The sequence below is a fragment of the Shewanella sp. cp20 genome (assembly GCF_000832025.1).
In the GTDB taxonomy this organism is placed as follows: Bacteria; Pseudomonadota; Gammaproteobacteria; order Enterobacterales; family Shewanellaceae; genus Shewanella.
This window is the reverse complement of sequence record NZ_JPII01000046.1, coordinates 76,429-100,055: the sequence shown is the minus strand read 5'-3', so window position 1 is coordinate 100,055 and position 23,627 is coordinate 76,429. Positions and strand designations below refer to the sequence as shown.

General features: G+C 52.0%; 13 protein-coding genes. 9 read left to right on the top strand and 4 right to left on the bottom strand.

Annotation, left to right across the window (positions count from 1 at the left end):
* From DB48_RS15020 to DB48_RS14990, 7 genes are all read left to right on the top strand, one after another.
* The gene (locus DB48_RS15020) at positions 1-1,899 is read left to right on the top strand and encodes a tetratricopeptide repeat protein (RefSeq protein ID WP_041511042.1); all 1,899 of its coding nucleotides are present in this window, start codon (positions 1-3) and stop codon (positions 1,897-1,899) included.
* A complete protein-coding gene (locus DB48_RS15015; protein ID WP_041511041.1) occupies positions 1,896-2,255 on the top strand; it encodes an ATP-binding protein in 360 nt (119 codons plus the stop codon). Before DB48_RS15020 ends, DB48_RS15015 begins: the two co-directional genes overlap by 4 nt.
* A 622-nt stretch (positions 2,256-2,877) precedes the next feature.
* Positions 2,878-4,695 carry a S8 family serine peptidase gene (locus DB48_RS15010; RefSeq protein ID WP_041511110.1) on the top strand — a complete coding sequence of 606 codons (1,818 nt, stop codon included), beginning with the start codon at positions 2,878-2,880 and terminating at the stop codon, positions 4,693-4,695.
* Positions 4,696-5,352: 657 nt separating this feature from the next.
* Positions 5,353-8,856: a S8 family serine peptidase gene (locus DB48_RS19725; protein WP_052813804.1), complete on the top strand. Its 3,504-nt coding sequence runs from the start codon at positions 5,353-5,355 to the stop codon at positions 8,854-8,856.
* A gap of 259 nt (positions 8,857-9,115) precedes the next feature.
* Positions 9,116-9,961 (top strand): proprotein convertase P-domain-containing protein, encoded by an 846-nt coding sequence (locus DB48_RS15000; RefSeq protein WP_041511040.1) that lies wholly within the window; start codon positions 9,116-9,118, stop codon positions 9,959-9,961.
* A gap of 229 nt (positions 9,962-10,190) precedes the next feature.
* The gene (locus tag DB48_RS14995) at positions 10,191-11,297 is read left to right on the top strand and encodes a phosphoribosylaminoimidazolesuccinocarboxamide synthase (RefSeq protein ID WP_041511039.1); all 1,107 of its coding nucleotides are present in this window, start codon (positions 10,191-10,193) and stop codon (positions 11,295-11,297) included.
* Positions 11,298-11,881: 584 nt separating this feature from the next.
* The gene (locus DB48_RS14990; protein ID WP_041511038.1) at positions 11,882-14,074 is read left to right on the top strand and encodes a M3 family metallopeptidase; all 2,193 of its coding nucleotides are present in this window, start codon (positions 11,882-11,884) and stop codon (positions 14,072-14,074) included.
* 149 nt (positions 14,075-14,223) lie between these two features.
* On the opposite strand, the gene lpxM is transcribed toward DB48_RS14990, so the two are convergent.
* From lpxM to pheS, 4 genes are all read right to left on the bottom strand, one after another.
* Positions 14,224-15,159: a lauroyl-Kdo(2)-lipid IV(A) myristoyltransferase gene (lpxM, locus tag DB48_RS14985; RefSeq protein ID WP_041511037.1), complete on the bottom strand. Its 936-nt coding sequence runs from the start codon at positions 15,157-15,159 to the stop codon at positions 14,224-14,226.
* A 149-nt stretch (positions 15,160-15,308) separates the two neighbouring features.
* Positions 15,309-15,605 (bottom strand): integration host factor subunit alpha, encoded by a 297-nt coding sequence (gene ihfA / locus DB48_RS14980; protein WP_041511036.1) that lies wholly within the window; start codon positions 15,603-15,605, stop codon positions 15,309-15,311.
* 4 nt (positions 15,606-15,609) lie between these two features.
* A complete protein-coding gene (pheT, locus tag DB48_RS14975; protein WP_041511035.1) occupies positions 15,610-17,997 on the bottom strand; it encodes a phenylalanine--tRNA ligase subunit beta in 2,388 nt (795 codons plus the stop codon).
* Between the two features lie 15 nt (positions 17,998-18,012).
* Positions 18,013-18,996, bottom strand: a complete 984-nt coding sequence (gene pheS / locus DB48_RS14970) for a phenylalanine--tRNA ligase subunit alpha (RefSeq protein WP_041407220.1) — start codon at positions 18,994-18,996, stop codon at positions 18,013-18,015.
* Between the two features lie 392 nt (positions 18,997-19,388).
* Between pheS and DB48_RS14965 the strand changes: the two genes are divergently transcribed.
* Both DB48_RS14965 and DB48_RS14960 read left to right on the top strand, forming a co-directional pair.
* On the top strand, positions 19,389-20,891 hold the full coding sequence (locus DB48_RS14965) for a methyl-accepting chemotaxis protein (protein WP_041511034.1): 1,503 nt from the start codon (positions 19,389-19,391) through the stop codon (positions 20,889-20,891).
* Between the two features lie 100 nt (positions 20,892-20,991).
* Positions 20,992-23,619, top strand: coding sequence for a PAS domain-containing protein (locus DB48_RS14960; RefSeq protein ID WP_082035649.1), 2,628 nt, complete (start codon positions 20,992-20,994; stop codon positions 23,617-23,619).
* Positions 23,620-23,627: the final 8 nt, after the last annotated feature.

Sequence of the window (23,627 nt, the reverse complement as noted above, 5' to 3'; positions counted from 1 at the left end):
ATGCGCATAAAGCCCCTCGCCCTCTGGTTGCTAGCCGTGCTGATCACCTCGACGCTGGCCGGCATTGCTGTAAGTACTCAGCCGCCCAAGAAAGCGGCAGATCTGAGCCAACAGGAACGCGATCTGCAACTCATCGCCGAGCGAGATCGGAGGGAGGTCTTAACCGCACTGGTCAAACATTACCGCGACAACGACCCGCAGAAGAGTTTGCAATATGGCGAGCAGGCGCTGGCGCTTTTTTCGCGCTGGCCCGACGATAGCCGCAAAATTGTGGTGCTGAATAACATGGCATGGGTGCATGTCTCCCTAAGCCAGTACGACAAGGCTCAGCAGCGAACCGATGAAAGCAAGCGCCTCGCCAAGGCCAATCAGGACACTAACGGCCTCTACACCGCGCAGACGATGCAGGGCATCATCTACTGGCGCAAAGCCGACTATCTCACGGCATTAAAGACCTTTGAACAGGCGTTGGAGATTGCCAAACAGGAAGAAAACCATAGGGGGATCGCCAATACCACTAACTATATGGCGATCATCTATCAGACCCTGGGGCAACCAGAGAAAGCACTCTCCTACTTTTTACGCGCCTACAACATACAGAAGGAACTGGGTGACGAGAAGAGCATTGCCGTGTCACTCAACAACATCGCCAACATGTATGGAACCAGTGGTAACTACAGCCTGGCGCTGGATTACCAATTACAGTCGCGCAAGATCCGCGAGAAACTCAACGATCTTCCGGGCCTGGCGCAGATCCTGGGCAACATAGGCCTGACTTACTTTTACCTCAAAGACTATGACCAGGCGCTGGCCTATCTGCAGCGTTCCCTGGGGTATTACGAGTCTCTGGAGGATAAGCAGGGCATCGCCGAGATCCACAACAACCTGGGGATGGTTCACCAGCAAAAACAACAATTCGAATCGGCCCTGCATCAATATCAGCAAGCCTTGACCATGGCCCAGGCGATCCAAGACACGGCGCTGGAGGCAAGGGTCAACATAGAACTCGCCAATGCCTACATAGCACTGGACAATGGTGCCCTTGCCGAGCAACAGGTTAGCCTAGGACTGGAACAGGCCGATAAACTCGGCATAGTGACACTCAATGCCTACGGCCTGCTCACCCGCGCTAAGGTAGAACAGCTAAACGGCAACAGTGACCAGGCACTGGCCCTGAGCGAAGTGGCCTTAAGCCATGCGCAACAGGTACAGGATATGCTCATCGTTCGAGATATCCATGAGTTTCGCTATCGGCTCTATAAAGATTTAGCCAAGCCCCAGGAGGCATTACTGAGTCTGGAAGCCTTTAAACAGGTCAACGATGAGATGTTTAACTCAGAAAGTGACCAGAGGCTAGCCTTCCTTCTCAGCCACTTTGAGGCAGAGCAACACGAGCAACAGATAAAGCTGCTACAGGCAGATCAGGCGCTACAAAGAACCCAGCTGGCCCAGCACAGATACCAACGTAACGTATGGCTCGCCGGCCTTACCGTGTTGTTCGTGATCATACTTCTACTGGTCAATCGCCATCATCAACGCAAGATCAACGCCTCGCTCAACCAAAACATCAAGTCACAACGTGAGTTAATTCAGGCCGTCGCCCATGAGTTTAGATCGCCCCTTGCCAGGGTGCAGTTTGCATTCGATATGCTAGAGGAAAAAGTTATCGGCGACAGAGAGCCCAGACTAAGCGAAAACATCAATACCGGCCTGAGTGAACTGGAGAACTTGATCAAAGAGGCCTTGGATTTCATACAGATAGAAAACAAATCAAGGCCCTACACCTCTCCCAGATCAACCTGGTCAAGGTACTCAGTGAGCAGGTCGACGCCCATACTGGCCTGTACCCCGACAAAGACTTTACCCTGGAGGTCGATAGAAACCGAGACTGGCTGGTGAACGCCGACAGTATCCAGCTCGGCCGCGCCTTTTCCAATATCATTCGCAACGCCGCGCGCTTTGCCACCAGACAGATAGTGATCACCCTGCAACAGGAAAAGACCGCCATTGCCATTATCATAGAAGACGACGGACCAGGCATCCCACCCGAGCAGAGAGAGCGGGTCTTTGAGCCCTTTGTCAGGCTAGATCAGAGCCGATGTCGAGACTCGGGCGGTGTCGGACTCGGCCTAGCACTCGCCAAGAAAATATGTGAGGCACATGGCGGCAGCCTAACGATCTCCTCATCCCCTCTGGGCGGCGCCAGATTATGCCTCTCCTGCCCGCTCGCTACAAAAACTCAGCAGAACAAGTAATACCGTCACCCCACTTCAGCTAGCCGTGTCATAGGCAGAAGGCACGGCGCCACTCTTTCTTGTTACCCTCACACCTCACACTCTCATCCCCCACTTCCATACCTTCTACAGCCATATCTGCTGTCACATCTACTACAGTCACATCTCCTACTCTCACACTCATACTCTCATACATACTGCTATCACATCTTCAGCTCCACTCACCTTTACTGTTTTCACCTTCAAAGCAGTCATGGCTTAAGCCACTGTTTAATTTATTGTTCTTACCTTAAGCAAGCGATACCCGATCTCCATTCTACGCTCTCCCTAAGTAGCATAATAATTGAGTTCAGCCTCATACCGGCTAGAGGTAGGTTTTAAAAATGTTCTACACTTGTTAAATAAAATTTGATCAAATGAATGTGATTGTATATAAATGTATATATCGTGTCTGTTGTAGCCAGGGCTGAACCAGCCAAAGAAACAGCAGGGCGGTGAGCCTAGCTCAAGCCGAGATCAAATAAACCAACAACGCGACGCCCTTGGAATCGACATGTTTATGCCTGCGCACAGGACTCAGGCCTGACTTGCAAGAGGATAAATATGACATGCCCCAGGCATCGCGTGGAGTCATAAAATGAAGATGAAAATGAACAAACTCGCCAGCATGGTCGCCATGGTGACCCTAGGCGTAGCGGCACAAAGTTATGCCGAAGATAACCGCTACGTCATCCAGGTAGATAACCAGCATAAAGGCATCATTAAGGCCTTGGCGGTTAAATCCGGTGCCGACATTAAAGTCGACGGTAATGGCTTCTTCGCCGCGGAATTTCCCGAGCAAGATCTTGCAAAGGTTAAGGGGCTACTCAACAATCCCCACGTACGCCTGGTCGAAGAGGATCAACGCCGTCGCCTACTGTCACTCTATCAGGATGATGCGGGCGATCCTATGGTCAAGCAGCTGACCCCCTACGCCGTCTATCAATCTCAGGCCGATCAGGTCGATTTCGTTGCGGGTAACGGCACTAAGGTCTGCGTCATAGACTCGGGGCTAGATAGATCGAATACAGATTTCAACTGGGGCGGGATCACCGGGGACTATGACTCGGGTACCGGCGCTTGGGATGTCAATGGTGGTCCCCACGGAACACACGTCGCCGGCACGATTGGCGCCGCCGATAATGACATTGGTGTCGTCGGTATGGCGCCCGGTGTCGACATGCACATCATCAAGGTCTTCACCGCCAGCGGCTGGGCCTACTCTTCAGATCTGGCCCATGCGACTGACCTATGTAGCCAGGCCGGCGCCAATATTATCAGCATGAGTCTGGGTGGCGGTGGCGCCAACAGCATAGAGTCTAACGCCTTTGAAGCCTTTACTCAGGCGGGCGGACTCGTGGTGGCCGCGGCGGGCAACGATGGCAACAACGCCCGCTCCTATCCTGCCGCCTACCCCTCTGTGATGATGGTCGGTGCTAACGATGCCGACAACAATATCGCCAGTTTCTCACAATTCCCTAGCTGTACCAGCGGCCGTGGCAAGCGCGCTACCACGGATGAAACCACCTGTGTCGAGATCACCGCAGGTGGCGTGCAGACCCTATCCACCTACCCGGCCAACATGGCAACCATGGCCAGCCTCCAGGCCGACAGTCAGTATTATGATACCGCCGCCATGGAAAACCTTGGCACAGCCAGCGGTGCCACCTACTTCATGGGCACGGCGGAAACCCCGGATGCTGCCGCCAACGGCAAGCTGTGTGTGATCGATCGCGGGAACATCTCTTTCCATGATAAGGTCGCCAACTGTGAGGCTTCCGGTGGTATAGGAGCCGTGATCATCAATAATGTCGACGGCATGCTGTACGGTACCCTTGGCGAGAGCAACACCACGAGCATACCCGCCGTCGGTGCCGATCTGGCCGATCGCGCCGCATTCATGGAGGCAACTACGGCCTCTGTCGCCATCACCGCATCCGACTACGGCTACATGAGCGGAACTTCGATGGCCACTCCTGCCGTATCGGGCGTCGCCGCCTTGGTATGGTCGAACTTCCCCGAGTGTACCGGTAGCGAGATCCGCCAAGTGCTGAAAGCGACGGCAGAAGATCAAGGTGCACCAGGCCACGACGAGTATTTCGGCTATGGTATCGTTAAGGCAAAAGCTGCCTATGACTATCTGCAAAACCATGGCTGTAGCGGCCAGGATACATCTCCGGGAACCTTTAGCCTCACCGCCAACTACCGCTTTGCCCGCGGCAAACACACGGTTACCTTGACGACACAGGCCGCCTCAACCCCTAGAGTCGACCTGTATCGCGACGACGTGAAAATTGCCACGATTGCAGCCAGTACAAGCTATGAAGATACCTTCGGCCGTAAGGTCAGTGGCAGCTTCACCTACAAGGCCTGTGAAGAGAACAGCCAGATCTGTACCGAGACTCAATCTGTTGCCTTCTAACCCAGTACCGTTTAACGACGGGTACTCTCTAACAACGAGTACCCTTTAACGATTGGCACTAGAGAACACTCTGGCAACTGAGTCAGTATCAGGGCAGAACCCTCTGCCCTTCACACAGGCGTGCCGCGTGTAGCATCGCGCGGCACGCCTGTATTCATCTATGTAGCGACTAGGATTCTGTAACGGCTAAGCTCTATAACTGCAGGGCTTCTATAACTGCTAGGCTTCTATAACTACTAGGCTTCTGTATCTGCCAAGCCCTTTCACAGACTGCCGCCTATCACTATCGGGCCGCTACAGTTATAAGCCCCTACAGGTATAAGCCCATATACCTACAAGCCCCGGCAAGTTCGGATGTGTAAACGACCAGGCATATAACAGGCAGGCCGATATCCTGTTTGCTAGCCCATCACTTTCCCGCCAAGAATCACAGGCTTAGTCCACATTAAGACCACCAGGCCACATACACTTATTTACAAACATGTACATTTTGTGAAGATTTGGCTAAATAAATGTTGATCTAAATCATATCCGCATATATAACTGTATACATATGGCACACAACTGTATGCGATATAGCCGATTTAAGACCTCATAAGTCACTGGGTGCAACAACACTGAGTACTTACAAATTTAATAACAACAGGAGATCAGTTGATGACTACACCAAAGAAATCATCTACCAAACTGCTCACAACCTTATTAGGTGCATCACTATTAACGGGCTTAAGCCCTGTTGCTTTAGCCGTAGCTCAAGCACCAGTTCAAGCACCACTTAAAGTGGCACCTCAGTACGATCAAAAATCTGTCATCGTAAAGTTCAAGCAAAAAGTGGCCAAGAAAGAGCGTGCCGAGCTAGCTCGTAACCTTGGCGTTTCTTTTAAAGATAAAAACAATGATGGTGTAGATGATCGCCTACGCAACATCGCCAATGGTCGCCTAGCGGTTCTAGACCTTGGTGAAGGCCGTAAAGTTGATGCCGTACTAGCAAGCTTAAAAAACCACCCACTGGTTGAGTATGCAGAGCCTAACTACATAGTTCATACGACTAAAACGCCTAACGACATAAGCTACGCCAACCTTTACGGCATGCAAAAAATCAATGCCGAGGCGGCGTGGGACTACACTGTCGGTGATGCGTCTATCATAGTTGGTGTTATCGATACTGGTTTCGATTTCACCCACCCAGATCTACAAGCTAACATCTGGCGTAACCCGAATGAAATCGCCGGTAACGGTATTGATGACGACGGTAACGGTTATATCGATGACATCCACGGTATTTCAGCCATTAACGACAATGGCAACCCATCTGATACCGACCGCCACGGTACTCACGTATCCGGTACTATCGGCGCAGAAGGTAACAACGCACTAGGTGTTGCCGGTGTAAACTGGCGTACCAGCATGGTGGGCTGTAGCTTCCTGGGTGCTAGCGGCGGTCAATTGGTCGACGGAATCCAGTGTATCGACTATATGATCGGTCTAAAAAATGCCGGTAACAACATCCGCGTCCTCAACAACAGCTGGGGCGGCGGTGGTTTTGCACAATCACTAAAAGATGCGATTGCAGCAGCTAACAATGCCGACATGCTATTCGTAGCGGCAGCGGGTAACGATGCATCAGATATCGATGCCGGTGGTTTCTACCCTGCTGGTTACGATGTGCCTAACGTAGTGGCCGTAGCCTCTACCGACAGTAACGATAACCTTTCAGGTTTCTCAAACTTTGGTGACGAAAAAGTCCACCTGGCGGCGCCTGGTTCTTTCGTTCTTTCAACGGTTCCTGGCGGCTATGATAGCTTCAGCGGTACCTCAATGGCGTCACCTCACGTAGCCGGTGCAGCTGCACTCATGCTATCTGGTAACCCTGATCTGACGACTGCTCAGCTAAAGAACATCCTAATGAACACGGGTGACTCATTACCTGTGCTACAGGACAAAACCATCTCGGGTAAGCGTTTAAACGTGTTCAACGCATTGGCTGATTCAGGCGGCACGGGTCCTTCATTCTTCATGGATGCAACGCCAGTTACGGCGACAATCAACCAAGGTGAAAGCCAGAACTATGTGATCGATCTTGCGGCAGCGGGTGGTTTCACCGGCAGCGCAACGCTAAGCGTTACCGGCAACCCCGAGCTAAATGCCGATGTAGTCTTTAGCCAAAACCCTGTCGCTGCCGATACGTCAACAACCATGACGATCAACACCAGCAGCACGACAGCGCCTGGCAGCTACGCACTGACTGTAGAAGCAACAGACGGTAACATCACTAAGACGCTTCCGCTGACACTACGTGTATGGCCAGAAGGTTCTGTAACTACGTCAATCACTAACGCAGAGCCTGTATTAATCGCTGATGACAGCCCTGAGACGCCGGCGCAAAGCACTATCTCGATCGATGAAGAAATCATCATCACGCAAGTAACGGTAGACGTTGACGTTACTCACACCGATATCAGCGACCTAGTCGTGTCACTTGTTGGTCCTTCAGGTAAAGAAGTCGTACTACGTGACCGTGAAGGCCAGGCTGGTACTCGTATGCAAGAGTCTTACACTACCTATGCTTACGAGCTAGAAGGTGCGCTAGGAGATTGGACACTACAAGTGGCTGACCACGCCAATAACAACGGCGGTATCTTAAACAGCTGGACCATGAATCTGTCGGGCGCACCGGCAAACCCAGTTGATTTCCTACCAAACGTTCAACTTGCTACACCGATGAACAACGCAGCCTTCGTAAATGGTGAAACTGTAAGCTTCAGTGCTTCAGCAAGCGATACAGAAGACGGCGATTTGACTGCAAACATTGTTTGGACTTCAAACATTGACGGTGTGATCGGTAACGGCGCATCATTCACTAAGTCTGACCTGTCTGTAGGCGACCACCTAGTAACGGCTGCGGTAACTGACTCTGCAGGTCAGCAGGGCGTACGCACTGTTGAGTTCTCTGTCGCGAACCCTAACACAACTGTTACTGGCGAAAACACAACTGCAATCCCTCTTCCAGAGTGGGGCGGCCGTGTATTCACCGAAATCGACATGGCTAGCGGTGTCGCTATCGATGCCCTGGAAGTCAGCGTTGATATCTCGTTCGACTCGGTACAATACCTAAACGTTTGGCTACAATCGCCACAAGGAACCCTGGTTAAACTAGTTACTTGGCGTCAATTCTGGAACAAAGACCTGGTTCACACCTTCAACCCAGTTGAGTTCGCAGGTGAGTCAACTAAGGGTAAATGGCGTCTGTACGCAGAAGATACTTCTAGCTACACAATGAACGGTGTACTTAACAACTGGAGCATCTCGGCTTCTAACGGTGACGCAATTGTACCACCTCCGGCTGACAACACAGCGCCTGAGCTAACTATCAATGCCCCTATGGGTGGTACTAGCTTCATGGTTGGCGACAGCATCACCTTCGACGGTACTGCTATCGACGCGGAAGACGGTGACTTAAGTGCAACTATCGACTGGTACTCTAACTTTAACGGTAAGATAGGTACCGGCGCCTTGTTCAGCACGAATACACTGAGTGCAGGCGACCAAATTGTGACTGCCGTAGCGACTGACTCTGAAGGTGCGTTCAAGCAAGCACAAGTAAGCTTCACTATTGAAGATGCGCCTGCAAACGTAGCACCTGTAGCCGACTTCGGCTTCAGTGTAAGCGACCTAGACGTACAGTTCTCTGACATGTCAGGCGACACTGACGGTGCGGTAACGACCTGGTCTTGGGACTTCGGTGACGGCGCCAGCTCTACACTGGCTAACCCTGGCCACAGCTACACAGCAGCGGGGACTTACACAGTCACCCTAACGGTAAGCGATGACGATGGTGCGACGCACTCAATCACTAAAGACGTCACTGTGACTGAGCCTGTACCAGAGCCAACCATCATACTGGACGGCAGTGCAACAGTAAGTGGTGATCGCGTCACCGTTTCACTGAACTGGACGACGCCTAGCAAGATGAACCTTGATGTCTATCGTGACGGTACTCTGTTGAAAGCCGGTGAACGTAAGTCTAGCTACACCGATCGCTTTAGCTCAACGGCCACTAGCTTCACCTACCAAGTATGTGAAACTGGCACAGACAACTGTTCTTATGAATTGACTATTGTTCCGACCAATAAGTCAAAAGGTAACAGCAAAAAGAACTAAGTAACTCGGGGGGAAGGTGCCGCTTTGGCCCTTCCCTTTTTTACCCTCTGACATTAGCTAAACCTTATCGGCATAAAGGCCGAAACCATCATTTCTTTATCAAACACCTGAGGCATTTGAGGTGAACACTAGACGCTCTGCGCTACTTATTGCGCTGCTTTGCACCATCACACAGGCATCTGCCGAATTTATAACACCCTATCGGCCCTATGAGTCACAGCGGCTTAGACTGATTTACCAGGTTCAAACAGACGATTCCGTGAGCGCTCTGGCGCAAGATTCAGGCCTGGCGCTGGAAGATATAAAACAATCCTTGACGAGAAAGGATACTGAAAAGACTCGCCCCTCCTCCGCCTTACCCGCTAACAAGAAATCCCTAAGTGAGGTTATTCAGGCTCCCCAGGCAGGCGATTTAAATATAACAGTACAGGCCGGCGCCCAGCGCAAATCTGCCGGCGAGACGGCAGTTTATTACTTTAATACCCAGGCAGATCAGGAGTGGCAGGGCGATATTAGCCTAAGCCTTGCGTCTTCCCTGGCCAGTGCACGCCTTTCGACCCGTTCGATCATCGCCGGAGAGCCTTTTAGCCTCAGCGTACCCACGACGCCTAACTGCCAGTCGGGCGACTATATGTTTACCATCACGGCGACGGCCAAAAACGGTAAACAGGTTCGCCAACAGGCGGTAAGCCTGGAACTGCTACCAAACCACACCATAACCCACAGCTATAACAACACACAGAAGATCACCATAACGGATCACAATACCCATGGCATAAAGAGCATCATCAAGGTGCCCCGGACAGGCACAGTCTATGGCATTAGCCTCATGGTTGAGATAGATCACCCCTGGCGTAGCGATCTTCAGGTCACCCTCACCTCCCCCTCTGGCACTCGCCATACCTTAGATAAACGAGACGAGCCGACAGCGAGCTCCTGCCACTACCGCCTTAAGCAATTCGAGGGGGAAACCAGCCAAGGCGACTGGACACTGAGCATCACAGATCGCGCATCGGGCGATCAAGGCTATTTGCACGGCTGGACGATGGAGATCTTAAGCTATGAGCCCCAATCTCCATCTGATTTAACCAAGAACCTTAACTAGTCGCGGTTTAGCCCGGAAAAATCTACATAGGTTAGGAGGAATTTCACCCCGTAAAACCCATATAAAATAGGGGGCCATTTGCCCCCTATGAGCGATCATCATCCTCTTATCAGAACACACTGTTTTTACTGCCACAAATGCTCGGAAAAGGCTGTTGTCCATTGGCAGTTCTGCTACAATTTCGCCGTAATTTCCTCCTCCAACATTACATATAAAAATATAAGACCCTATGAATCAATCAAACAAAGTTTTAGCCGTTAATGACGACCTGCCTATTCGCACCGACAAGCCGGTACACTCGGGTAAAGTTCGCAGCGTCTATTGGTTGACAGCCGAAGACAGCGCACGTCTTATTGCGCAAAAAGGTTATGACGTTCCTGCCGATACGCCACTGGCCATCATGGTGATCAGCGACCGTATCTCCGCCTTTGACTGTATCTGGCAAGGCGAAAACGGCCTCAACGGCGTCCCAGGCAAAGGGGCGGCGCTCAACGCCATTTCAAATCATTGGTTCAAGCTATTTAAAGAGAAGGGCCTGGCCGACAGCCATATTCTGGATGTGCCTCACCCCTTCGTGTGGATAGTACAAAAGGCCCAGCCCGTGATGGTCGAGGCAATTGCCAGACAGTACATTACCGGTTCTATGTGGCGTGCCTATAGCAAAGGCGAGCGTGACTTCTGTGGTATCACCCTACCTGAAGGACTGGAGAAGGATCAGAAGCTGGAAGAAGTGCTGATCACCCCATCGACCAAAGGTGTCTTAACCGGCCTCGAGGGTGTCCCCGAAGCCGATGACGTCAACGTTTCACGTGCGGATCTAGAGCGCCACCTAGAAGGCTTTAACTTCCATAGCAAGGATGATATCGACCTGTACGAGAAACTGCTTAAAGAGGGCTTTGCGGTGATCAGCGAGGCCTTGGCCGCACAGGATCAGATCTTCGTCGATACCAAGTTTGAGTTTGGCTATGTGAACGATGCTAACGGTCAGGAAAAACTCATCTATATGGATGAAGTGGGCACGCCAGATTCTTCACGCATCTGGGATGGCGAGGCACGTCGCAATGGCAAGATCATCGAGAAATCAAAAGAGGGCTTCAGACAGTGGCTGCTAAACCACTTCCCGGATCCCGATATCCTGCTAAACAAGGAGCGTATGCCTGAGCGTTTCGCCCTCGCCCGTGACAACAAGCTACCGACCGAGGTGATGATGGATATCTCTAACACCTATGTTGGCATCGCCGAAACCATTATTGGCGAGAAGCTTCACCTGAGCGAGAACCCACGCCAGGAGATCATCGACATCCTTCGCGATGAGTACCAGTTAATCCAGGAATAACCGATACTCAACCTGGCTGTGCTTGCCAGGGATAACTCGAAGTTTGACAAAAGATAAGGCCAGCGCTTACGAGACGCTGGCCTTTTTATTACGCTTTCCTGGCTATTGTTCTTGGCTCTATGTTGCTCATTTAAGTTCTTAGTTTAAGCTCTTAATTTAAGCTCTTAATTTTAGTTCTTAGCTTTTTTGTGCCCAGCCTCTTTGCCTCTTCTATCGCAGTGATAGTTTTATTAGTGATTTAGGGACTGAGGCGCTTCACCCTCATCGAGTCAAGGGATTTACACCAGCACAAACGCCAGTACGACACCAGCACAAACGCCAGTACGACACCAGCACAAGCACCTGTACAGACACAAGCCAAGGGTTGGATTAATAAGCCCCAACCTGGCAACGCCCCTTACTATCAAACCCAAATATAAAGAATGCCTTAATATTTTCTCACAACTTTATTAATCCAATCTTAAACTTTTGATTTGCCGCGCCCCTGCCCGACTTGATATGGTATGGCGGCAATCACATCTTTAGCGCCCCCATGCCAGTTAGGCAATAAAACAACGATTGGGCGCCAGCAACAGGGAGATCCCATGCGTAAGTCTATTCTCACCACGGCTATCTTAGCCGGTCTATACCTCACAGGCTGTTCTCAACCAAATCAGGAAACGACTAATAATCAAGAAGCAAGTACCCAGGAAGCAAGTGCCCTGGAAACAAGTAGCGAGGCGGAAAAACCCGCAGCGCAGCCGAGTGAAGGCCAGGTCCACGCCAGCAACGTACTACTCAAGCAGAGCGCCCTACAGTATCAGGCGCCAGAGTTCGACAAGATCAGCTTCGACGATTATGCCCCCGCGTTTACCCAAGGGATCATAGAGCACGACAAAGAGATCCAAGCCATCATAGACAATCAGGCGGCGGCCGATTTTGACAACACCATAGTTGCCATGGAAAAATCCGGCAGCCTGCTTACCCGCGTGGCCAAGACCTTCTTTAACCTGGCCAGCGTCAACTCTAACAGCCAGGTACAAACCCTCGAAGCCGAACTCGCCCCTAAGCTGTCGGCTCACTGGGACAACATCTTCCTTAATCCAGAGCTGTTTGCCCGCGTCGAAAGCGTCTACAAGAGCCGCGACAGCCTCAACGCCGAAGATAAGCGCCTGGTCGAATTCTACTACCTGGCGTTTGAGCGCGCCGGTGCCAAACTGTCTGACACCGACAAGGAGAAGATGCGCGATCTTAATGGTCAGCTCGCCAGCCTGACCACAGAGTTTTCTAAGAACGTTCTCGATTCCTTCAAAAACGAGGTGATCATAGTTAAAGACAAGGCAGAGCTCGACGGCTTGTCTGACACCGAAATTGCCACCCTGGCCCAGGCGGCTAAAGATGCCGGTCAGGAGGGATACCTGATCACCTTGGTAAATACCACCCGCCAACCTATCCTCTCCAGCCTGAATAACCGCGCGCTAAGAGAGAAGGTCTGGAAGACCTCGGCAGAGCGCGCAATGGCCCTCAATGGCCCTAACATCATCAAGCAATCACACCTACACGCCGAAAAGGCGGCGCTGCTGGGCTATGATTCTTGGGCTGCCTACACGGTTGCCGATCAGATGGCCAAGACACCTGCGGCCGTGTATGAGATCTTAGATGATTTGGCCCCCAAAGCGGTCGCCAAGGCCAAACAAGAAGCGGCCGACATTCAGTCCCAAATTAAGGCCTCAGGCAAAGACTTCGAACTGGCACCATGGGACTGGGCCTATTACAGCGAAAAGGTACGTAAGGCCAAGTACGATCTGGATCAGAGCCAGGTGACTCCCTACTTCGAGTTTAATCGCGTCCTCAACGACGGCCTCTTCTTCGCCATGGATAAACTCTACGGCATCACGGTCAAACCACGCAAAGATCTCCCCGTGTGGAACCCGGATGTGCTGGCCTATGAGATCTTTAACAAGGACAAGAGCTCTATCGGCATCTTCTATCTGGACCCTTATGCCAGAGAAGGCAAGAACGGCGGCGCCTGGATGGACGAGTTTGTCACTCAGAGCGGCCTGCTGGGCACTAAGCCTGTGGTCTATAACGCACTGAACATTCCAAAGCCTGCCTCAGGGCCAACCCTGATGACCTATGATGAGGTCAGCACCATGTTCCACGAGTTTGGTCACGCGGTTCATGGCCTCTTCTCTCAGGTGAAATACCCAAGCGTTGCCGGCACAGCGACCCCGAGAGACTTCGTCGAGTTCCCATCACAAGCAAACGAAGACTGGTCAATCGATCCGCAAGTCCTGGCCAATTACGCCAAACACTACCAAACCGGTGAGCCTATTCCTGCCGAGCTGCTCAAGAAAGTACTGGCAGCGAATAAGTTTGGACAGGGCTTCGATACCACAGAGTATCTGGCCGCGGCCATTCTGGATATGGAGTGGCACTCCATAGGTGTCGATGCCAAGATTGACGACGTGGCTAAGTTCGAGCAACAGGCGCTGGCGAAACACGGCATCGATTTTGCCCCTATCCCGCCACGCTACAAGTCGGCTTACTTTAGCCATGCGTTTGCAGGCGGTTATTCGGCGGGCTACTACGCCTATCTCTGGACCGAAGTCTTCGCGGCAGATGCCTTCGACTATATGAGCCATAACGGTGGCTTGTCGCTGGAGAACGGCAACAAGTTCCGCGACAACGTCCTTTCTAAGGGCAACAGCGAAGATCTGATGCAGGACTACATCAAGTTTACCGGCAGAAAGCCAACGGTCGATGCCCTGTTAAAACACCGAGGCCTGACAGAATAATACTTGGGTGAATTGCAGGCATGAAAAAGCGGCTCAATGAGCCGCTTTTTTTATCACTTACTTACTGTGATTGGCATAACGCTAAAACAACCTTTAACGCCTGTAAGCATGCCAAGCCAAAGCGTGAGCGCCACATAGAGGCCTACATACTAGTAGATAGAGGCTTCTCCCGGCGGACGGGTACGCAGCAATTTCAAGAACCACATATATTGCTCAGGATAGGCGTTAATCACCTGCTCCACCGCGCGGTTTAATGCCAGCGCCTCATTCTCCTTACCCTGCATCTCATCTGGTGAGATGGGCGCCAGTACCGTCAGCAGATACTGGCGCTTTTGCTGATCATAGCCAATCTTCACCGGCATCACCTGGGCATTGCCGGCCGAGGCGAGACGGCCAACCACAGGTAGGGTCGCCTTGACTGTGCCTAAGAATGGCGCGAACACACTCTTCTCCGGACCTAGATCTTCATCTGGCAGGTAGAAGAAGCTGTTATCGTGTTTCAGCTCGGACAGCAGCGCACGAATGCCCGCCTCCCGCATATAGACGTTACCACCCTTAGAGCTACGCATACGGTTATTAAACCAGTCAAACAACTTGTTACGGTGCGCCTTGGCCATGGTGACCATGGGTAGTTCCAGATTCAACCTCAGCCCGGCGTACTCTATGCCCCACACATGGGGCATGATGAAGATCACCGGCTGACCGGCATCACGGGCACGCTGCACATGTTCAAAACCCTCAAGCTGAACGCGGCGACGCAAGTGAGCATCTGAGCGCAGCAGCAGTTCAGACTGCGCCAACAGGATCAACACGAAGTTCTCTATGTTGTCATCGAGCAGTTTATCGATCTCGGCTGCCGACTTATCGGGAAAACAGGTCTCCAGGTTTACCCTGGCCACCCTGAGCGGCTTCTTGACGATCTTCTTCACCAGACGCGCCAACAGGCGAGCTATCGGATCCCGCAGCCAGGCAGGCATTAGGCCGAAAAACACCAGAAGGCCTATGGCAAACCAGGTTGGCCAATACTTGGGATGCAATAACTCGGCGCGAAAACGGCGATCGAAATACTTTGGCTTTTTAGACATGGCTTTCTTAGATATGGATTCTCTAGACAAGAGTACAACCTCTTCCTCATCTAGCGCCTGTACAACACAGACTTTAACAACAAATAACCAGTTCAGAAGAAACAGAAAAAGCCACTCAAGGAGTGGCCTTCTCTATGTATTAAGTCGGATTATTTACCGGCGTTAGCCTCTTCAACACGACTCTTCAGTTTCTGTCCTGGACGGAAAGTCACCACACGGCGAGCAGAAATCGGGATATCTTCGCCTGTTTTAGGGTTGCGACCCGGTCTTTGATTTTTGTCCCTTAGGTCAAAGTTGCCAAAGCCAGATAACTTGACCTGCTCACCACTCTCGAGGGCTTGACGAATTTCTTCGAAAAATGCCTCAACCATCTCTTTCGCAACGCGCTTGTTAATGCCAAGCGTTTCAAAAAGATGTTCTGCCATTTCGGCTTTGGTAAGTGCCATACTTTTAATCCCTCAACAATGCGTTGAACTCGGTCTTGAGTTCAGAAACTACCTTTTCTACCATTTCAGCAATTTCTTTCTCTTCAAGCGTACGAGCGTTGTCTTGTAGTGTAAGTGCAATCGCCAGACTCTTTTTACCTGGTTCAACACCTTTACCTTGGTATACATCGAACAAGTTTAAGCCAACCAACTGATTTTCGCCAACTTTTCTTATCAAATTTACAACATTTCCTGCCGAAACATCTTCGTCAACTAGGATGGCAATGTCTCGTCGGTTTGCTGGAAACTTAGACACAGTCTGGGCTTGCGGCAAACTCGCGTGCAATAAAGCGTCTAATTCGAGCTCGAATACGATGGTTTTACCATTTAAGCCGAAGGGCTTTTCCAGGCTCGGATGGACGGCACCAATGACACCAATTACACGATCATTTCTTAAGATTTCAGCACATTGCCCCGGATGAAGCGCCGGATGAGATGCTTTTTTAAAAGTAAATTCATCCTCTGAAACTGTCAAGCCGATAATGGCTTCGAGATCGCCCTTAAGGTCGAAAAAGTCGACAGTTTTTGATTCCATCGACCAATGTTCGTCATTTTGGTTACCGGCAATGACGGCACCCAGCATAGCTTGTTGACGCACACCAGATTCTGCATGCTCATCTGGTACGAAACGCAGACCGGTTTCGAACAGGCGTACACGGTTTTGCTGACGGCTCTGGTTGTAACCCACAGCGGTCAACAGACCGGTGAACATAGACAGACGCATGGCCGACATCTCTACCGAGATTGGGTTTGGCAATACCATGGCATCGCTGCCAGGATGCAACAGCTGTTGCAGCTTAGGATCGACGAAACTGTAGGTCACTGCTTCCTGGAAACCACGAGCTACCATCATGGCGCGCACACGCTTAAGGTCGATATCAGCCTCGTTGTGCAGCGGCATACTTAGCGCGGCAACCGGCGCAACATTCGGAATGTTGTTGTAACCATAGATGCGGGCAACCTCTTCGATAAGATCTTCTTCGATCGCCATATCGAAACGGTAAGTCGCCGTGGTCACCTGCCAGTTATCATCACTGCGTGATACGCTAAAGCCCAGACGCTCGAGGATCTCGGTCACATCGGCATCGCTAATGTGATGACCCAATACGCGGTCTAGCTTGCTGCGACGCAGCAGGATGTCTGTAGACTGAGGCAGGTGCTCGTCGGCCTTTGCTTCGACCACAGGGCCGGCTTCGCCGCCACAGATCTCTAGTACCAGACGAGTGGCTCTGTCCATAACCTTGTGTTGCAGCTCAGGATCGACGCCGCGCTCGAAACGGTGTGACGAGTCTGTGTGCAGACCCAGGCGACGGGATTTACCCATGATCGCCAGCGGCGCAAAGAAGGCACACTCAAGCAGGATATCCTGAGTCTCGCCGGTAACACCCGAGTATTCGCCGCCGAACACACCGGCCAAGGCCAGCGCTTGGCTGTTGTCGGCGATCACCAGCGTGTCGTTTGGCACAGTGATTTCGTTGCCATCGAGCAGGGTAAGCTTTTCCTCACCATCGCCCAGACGGATCTGGATCTTGCTATCGATTTTGGCTAAGTCGAAGGCATGCATAGGTTGACCGAACTCGATCAACACATAGTTGGTGATGTCGACGATAGGATCGATAGAGCGAATGCCACTACGACGCAGCTTTTCCTGCATCCAGAGTGGCGACTGCGCCTTAACGTTAACATTCTTCACCACGCGGCCCAGGTAACGCGGACACGCACTCGGCGCCTGGTTATCGATCTCGACAACCTCATCTATGCTAGGTGTTACGGCTTCCCAGGTTGGCGCGACAACGGCTTGGCGGTTAAGTACACCCACCTCGCGAGCCAGACCCACCATGCCGAGGCAATCGGCGCGGTTAGCGGTAAGATCCACATCGATGATCGCATCGTCGAGATCCAGGTACTCGCGGACATCCTGGCCAATCGGCGCGTCTAGCGGCAGCTCGATAATGCCATCACTCTCGATCTCTATGCCAAGCTCGCCATAGGAGCAAAGCATACCGAAAGAAGGCTGACCACGTAGCTTGGCCTTCTTAATCTTAAAATCACCCGGCAGTACGGCGCCCACCATGGCCACAGCCACTTTTAGACCCTGACGGCAGTTTGGCGCGCCGCAGACGATATCGATCAACTCATCCTGACCGACATTAATCTTAGTCACACGTAGCTTGTCGGCGTCTGGATGCTGGCCACACTCGACCACCTCACCCACTACAACGCCCGAGAAATCACCGGCTACAGGGTCGACACCGTCGACTTCCAGGCCCGCCATGGTGATCTGATGTGACAAATCGTCACGACTAATACTTGGATTGACCCACTCACGAAGCCAAGACTCACTGAATTTCATTATTTACTCGCTCCGTTATTTGAATTGCTTAAGAAAACGTAGATCGTTTTCGAAGAATGAACGCAGGTCATTAACCCCATAACGCAACATAGAGAGGCGCTCAACCCCCATACCGAAGGCGAAACCTTGGTACTTCTCGGGATCGATGCCAACGCTGCGTAGCACATTTGGGTGAACCATGCCGCAACCCAATACTTCTAACCACTTGCCATTCTTACCCATTACGTCAACTTCGGCCGAAGGCTCAGTAAACGGGAAGTAAGAGGGACGGAAGCGTACTTGTAGATCTTCTTCGAAGAAGTTGCGCAGGAAGTCATGCAAGATCCCCTTCAACTCGGCGAAGTTAACATTTTCATCGACAAACAGACCCTCTACCTGATGGAACATAGGCGTGTGAGTCTGGTCATAGTCATTACGGTAAACGCGGCCCGGAGAGATGATACGCAGCGGCGGCTTTTCCGTTTCCATGGTGCGGATCTGCACGCCCGAGGTCTGGGTACGCAGCATCAGCTTAGGATTAAAATAGAAGGTATCGTGGTCGGCACGCGCCGGATGATGCTCGGAAATATTCAATGCATCGAAGTTATGGAAATCATCCTCGATTTCTGGCCCCTGCTTGACGCTAAATCCAAGCTCACCAAAGAAGGTTTCAATACGTTCGATGGTACGGGTTACCGGGTGCAGACCACCGTTGTCGATGCGACGTCCAGGCAGGGTCACGTCGATACTCTCGGCGCTCAGCTTAGCTTCAAGCTCCTGAGCCTTTAGGCCTTCGATACGCTCGGACAGCTTTTGCTGTACCGCTTGCTTAGCCTGGTTGACCGCCTGACCAAAGGCCGGCTTCTCCTCAGGACTCAGCTTACCCATCATCTTCATCATGTCGGTGATCTTACCCTTCTTACCCAGGTAATCGACACGAAGGTCATCGAGGGCTTTCAGATCATCTGTCCCTTCGATTGCCTGCAAGGCCTGTTCTACGATTTCTGTTAACTCTGACATCATCTCTTCCAGTACGCCCGCCCTCACACTGAGAGCCAAGACTTTCTATATGCTGACTATTTAATCTTTACGAAAATAGAAAAAGAGACAAATTTTACGTGACCATAAGACGTTTGACTAGGGCTTATTTGGTATTTTTCTAACGAAATCCGTGAGAAAAGGCCATGCAAGCGGAGCAACAAACTCAGATAGGCTAAAAAGCCATCCCAAAATGTAATTTTGATTCGCCGCGATCACACCAAGCATGTACACTTGAGCCGTACCTTATTTAACAATAACGATAAAAACCCAGTACAAATAAACAACAAACAAACGCCCTGTGACGAAATTCTCGTTAAGTAATCCATTTGTGATCCGATAACGAGATCATCCCCTGGCGACAGAGAAAAGCTATGAGAGAAGTAAAGTTTCGATGGATAGATCAATATCTTATCCATATGACCCTGAAAACCAAGTTCACCATACTGGCAATCATCCCCATCATCACCCTCATGGGGCTTTCCTATATTCTTTATGGACAGTTCAATAGCCAGCTTAAGCAGAGTCACCAGCAGAGTGCCCTGGCTGACGCCCAGAAGATAGCGGAACTTATCGACCTGAGTCTGCAATATGTTGCGGACGACAAGGCCGATAACTATCAACAGGCGCTCATCAGTGCCGGCTTTGCCGACCGCCAGTCGTCACTGAGCACCAAGGCGAGTCGCCTGGTAGACAACGGCGGCGGCACCTTAATGCAGGGGGATTCTCTGACGGCATACAGCGGCGCCGCAAGCGCTAATCTGGCGGCTAAGACAGAGGTGACAGATCTCGACAGTGTGCTCAGCTCGGCCCAGAGCATCGTCATCATCAGCCTAGTGGCGCTTATCTTGGTCATTCTGATCAGCAGCTACTATATCTCCACCTTTGTCGGCGGCGCCCTCTACACCAACGTGATGGCACTCAAGCGAGCGGCCGATGGCGATCTCACCGGGCGATTAAACTTCTTCGAGGTGAAGGACGAGTTCAGCATTCTGGCGGTGAGCATAGATACCCTAGTCGAGCGTCAGCATCAGCTAGTGAGCCGTATGACCCAGGCCAGCAGCCAGATCCGCACCGTGGTGCAGGCCTTCAGACAGACGGCCCAGGAGGGACAGACCCTGGCCGCGGAGCAGCGTCAACACCTGGACTCACTGGCCACCGCCATGGAAGAGATGACCGCCGCGGTAAAAGAGGTCGCCCGCAATGCCGAGCAATCCTCCAATGAGACCCAGGAGGCTAACCAACAGGTAGAGGCTGGCTCGAAAGATATCGCCGTCACCGTCGAGGCAATTGGCGATCTGGCCAACGAAATTGGTGATGCCTCAACCGCGGTGAATACACTGAACGACAATGCCGCCAAGATCGACGAGGTGGTCACCACCATTAACGCCATCTCAGAGCAGACCAACCTGCTGGCCCTCAACGCCGCCATCGAGGCCGCCCGCGCCGGTGAGCAGGGCCGAGGCTTCGCCGTGGTTGCCGATGAGGTGAGAACCCTAGCCGGACGAACCCAGGCCGCCACGGTAGAGATCAAGTCGATGATCGAGGCGCTGCAGTCAGGTTCTCAGGCACTGACACAGGTGATGAAACGCACGGTCGAGAAGGCCCAAGACGGTAAGCAGCATGTGCTGGAAACCGGCGAAGATCTCAAGGCCATCGCCCATCACAGTGAACGGGTGTACGAGATGAGCGTGCTGATCGCCACCTCGGCCGAGGAACAATCGGCCGTGGCCAACGAGATCGCCACCAATCTGATGGAGATCCGCAATCAATCTCATGATGTGGAGCAGTCAGCCAACCAGTCGGTCTCGGGCTGTGATGAACTGCACGCCACCGCCGAGCAGCTCGATCAGTTGCTGGTCGGGCTGAAAATCTAGTCAGTTTAGCAGCTTAGGGTGACCACTCGTCACCCTAAGCAAGCTTCATAAGAGTTTAATCCTTTCTCATTTTGATTTAATCTTGATCTATCACTAATGCATGAATGGATCACAAGCCCCTATGGTCGCCAATGAGAAAGACGAGGCCAGCTCATTAAATACTCAGTGGAAGAATAGCCTTACCTTTAAATTCACCATAGTCCAATTTGTGGTCGCGGTCCTGATCATCGCATCAAGCATCTGGTTGATCTTCTCAACCGAAAAGAAACATCACATGGACACCCAGCTCTCCCTCAGCCAAAACTATGGCCTGGCGGTTATTGAGCAGCTACAACAAGTCACCTCCAAGATCGAGACACTGGCCAACACCATAGGCATAGTGGGCGAAACCTATCGCGGCGAAGATGAGGTGGTGAAAGAGCTTATCCCTTCCCTGCTGGATATCGGCGAGCGCCATCAGCTGATCGCCGGCGGCGGGATCTGGCCCGAGCCCGGCATGTTCGGTAAGCAGAAGACGCGCAACAGCTTCTTCTGGGCACGGGACAAGCATGATGAGTTTCAGTATCTAGACAACTATAACAGCGCCGATGACCCAGGCTACCACCAGGCCTTCTGGTACCTGCCGGCAAAATATTTCCAAGATGGCCATACCCACTGGTCGAAATCCTATGTCGACCCCTACACCAAGGAGGTGATGATCACCGCCTCTGTGCCCATGCGCGCCGATCACAACTTTATCGGTGTGGCCACCGTGGACATTGCCCTTAGCGGCCTGGATAAACGCTTTAACTTCTCGGACCAAAACCCCCTCTCCAAGGGCTATATTCTGGCGCTGGACAGCTATAACAATCTGCTGGCCGATCCTTTCGATGACGCAGATGCGGGTCAATCCGCCGTGCTCGGTCAGCCACTGTCTCAACTGGTCCAGCGCTACCCACAACTTGCCCCCATCGCCAAGCGCATAGCATCTATGGATCAGGCATTTAGTCAACAGATCATGGCCAGCCCGGCCTATCGCCCGGAACAGCTGGAAAAAATACTCGCGCAGACACCCAGAGCAGAGCGGGAGCGGTTAACGACACTGATCAACGCCTCGATTAAGGGTAGCCATGGTAAGGCGCCCATAGTGACCCTGGAGCTGAAGAGCGATCCCCTGTTCGACGAGCCCGTGCTGGTGTCGATTCTGACCATGGCCCAGACCCAGTGGAAGATCATCTTAGTGACGCCATTATCGAGCCTCGCATCCCAGGCCAATGCTATCGCGCTTAAAATAGGCGCCTTCCTGTTACTAGCGCAGCTAGTTGCCCTGCTCATCTTGTTTATCTTCCAACATAAACTCTTTATCCGGCCAATCTTTCAGATCGTTTCGGCACTGCAAAGCGGTAACCTTGGAAGGCTCGAACTCGAGGCCAATAGGCGCCAGGATGAGGTAGGCCAACTGGCCAAGGCCTTTATCGCCCGCAGTAACCAGCTGGAAATAGCCTACGCCAGCCTGGATGCCAGCAATCTCGCCCTGGAGCAGCAGCTGGCGATGCAACAGCTGGCGCAGCAGGAGTTGGAGACCAAGAAGGAGCTGATTAATTCCCTGCTCAATGCGTCGCAGAACCTTATCTGCATCAAGGACCCCCATGGCTGCTACTCTCTGGTCAACGACAAGTTCTGTGAGGTGATGGGTATAGAGAGAACCCGTGTCATCGGCATGCGCGACAGCGATCTCTACCCGACGCATATTGCCGAGATCATCAATCATCACGACCATATCATCTTAGATAGCGATCAGGCTCAGAGCTTCGAACAGCCCATGCCGACCGTGCAGGGTGAGCGCATCTACCTGATCACCAAATACCCGATCAAAGATAAGGATGGCAACATCATCGCCCTGGGCGCCATGGCGGTGGACATCAGCAGCCTAAAGACCAAGCAGGCCGAACTTGAACAGACCATCAAGTTGCAGTCGGCGAGAAACGCCGAGTTAAGGCAGGCATTAGACGCCAAGCCCCAGGCCGCTGTGAAAGAAGGCGTAGATCCCAAAGGGCTGGCGCAACTAAAACAGATAGAGCTTGCCCAGCAAGCCATCTTGCCGCAGGTGTTAAATCAGTTGCTGAGGCAAGAGCTACAGGCACTCGAACATATCTTTATTTTGCTACGTCAAATGGATGCCGGCGATATCGATGAGGCGAAGCTCGCCAAGTTTACCGAGGCGCTGACCAGCCAGATAGATATCATACGCCATGGACAATCTTTGATCAGCGCAGACATCACTGATATTCGCGCCACGGTGGCCGACCTCTTTCTTCAGGACTTGGTCGCTATGCTCAGCCCGCAGCTCATCGCCAAGGAGGTTGAGGTGCAGATCGACTGCCCCCATCATTTGACACTTCCCATCTCTCCCTGGCACTTCTTAGTGCTTTGTCACAGATTAATCGGCAACAGCCTGCAACATGCCTTTCCCGAAAATCAGGCGCTTAATCGGCCAAAACGGCTCGTTATTGGTATTCGCTACCATGAGGGCCGACTCACCCTTACCCTAAGGGATAACGGCGTAGGAATAAGTCAGAACCGGCTAGAGAAGTTGTCACACGCACTCGCAAACAATAGTGAAGGACAAGGCTCACTCATTCGCATCAATCACTGGCTCAAGGCTCAATTCAACGGCAGACTCACGCTCAGCAGTCAGAGCGCGCAGTTTACCGAGCTGGTCTGCGAGCTGGAGCTCGATAAGGTATAAAAAAATCC

Excerpts from the sequence above, each read along its gene's own strand:
- pheS (WP_041407220.1), bottom strand. The coding sequence starts at position 18,996 with ATGTCAGAGTTAACAGAAATCGTAGAACAGGCCTTGCAGGCAATCGAA.
- DB48_RS14965 (WP_041511034.1), top strand. The coding sequence starts at position 19,389 with ATGAGAGAAGTAAAGTTTCGATGGATAGATCAATATCTTATCCATATG.
- lpxM (WP_041511037.1), bottom strand. The coding sequence starts at position 15,159 with ATGTCTAAAAAGCCAAAGTATTTCGATCGCCGTTTTCGCGCCGAGTTA.
- DB48_RS14995 (WP_041511039.1), top strand. The coding sequence starts at position 10,191 with ATGAATCAATCAAACAAAGTTTTAGCCGTTAATGACGACCTGCCTATT.
- pheT (WP_041511035.1), bottom strand. The coding sequence starts at position 17,997 with ATGAAATTCAGTGAGTCTTGGCTTCGTGAGTGGGTCAATCCAAGTATT.
- DB48_RS19725 (WP_052813804.1), top strand. The coding sequence starts at position 5,353 with ATGACTACACCAAAGAAATCATCTACCAAACTGCTCACAACCTTATTA.
- DB48_RS14990 (WP_041511038.1), top strand. The coding sequence starts at position 11,882 with ATGCGTAAGTCTATTCTCACCACGGCTATCTTAGCCGGTCTATACCTC.
- DB48_RS15020 (WP_041511042.1), top strand. The coding sequence starts at position 1 with ATGCGCATAAAGCCCCTCGCCCTCTGGTTGCTAGCCGTGCTGATCACC.
- ihfA (WP_041511036.1), bottom strand. The coding sequence starts at position 15,605 with ATGGCACTTACCAAAGCCGAAATGGCAGAACATCTTTTTGAAACGCTT.
- DB48_RS14960 (WP_082035649.1), top strand. The coding sequence starts at position 20,992 with ATGAATGGATCACAAGCCCCTATGGTCGCCAATGAGAAAGACGAGGCC.
- DB48_RS15010 (WP_041511110.1), top strand. The coding sequence starts at position 2,878 with ATGAAAATGAACAAACTCGCCAGCATGGTCGCCATGGTGACCCTAGGC.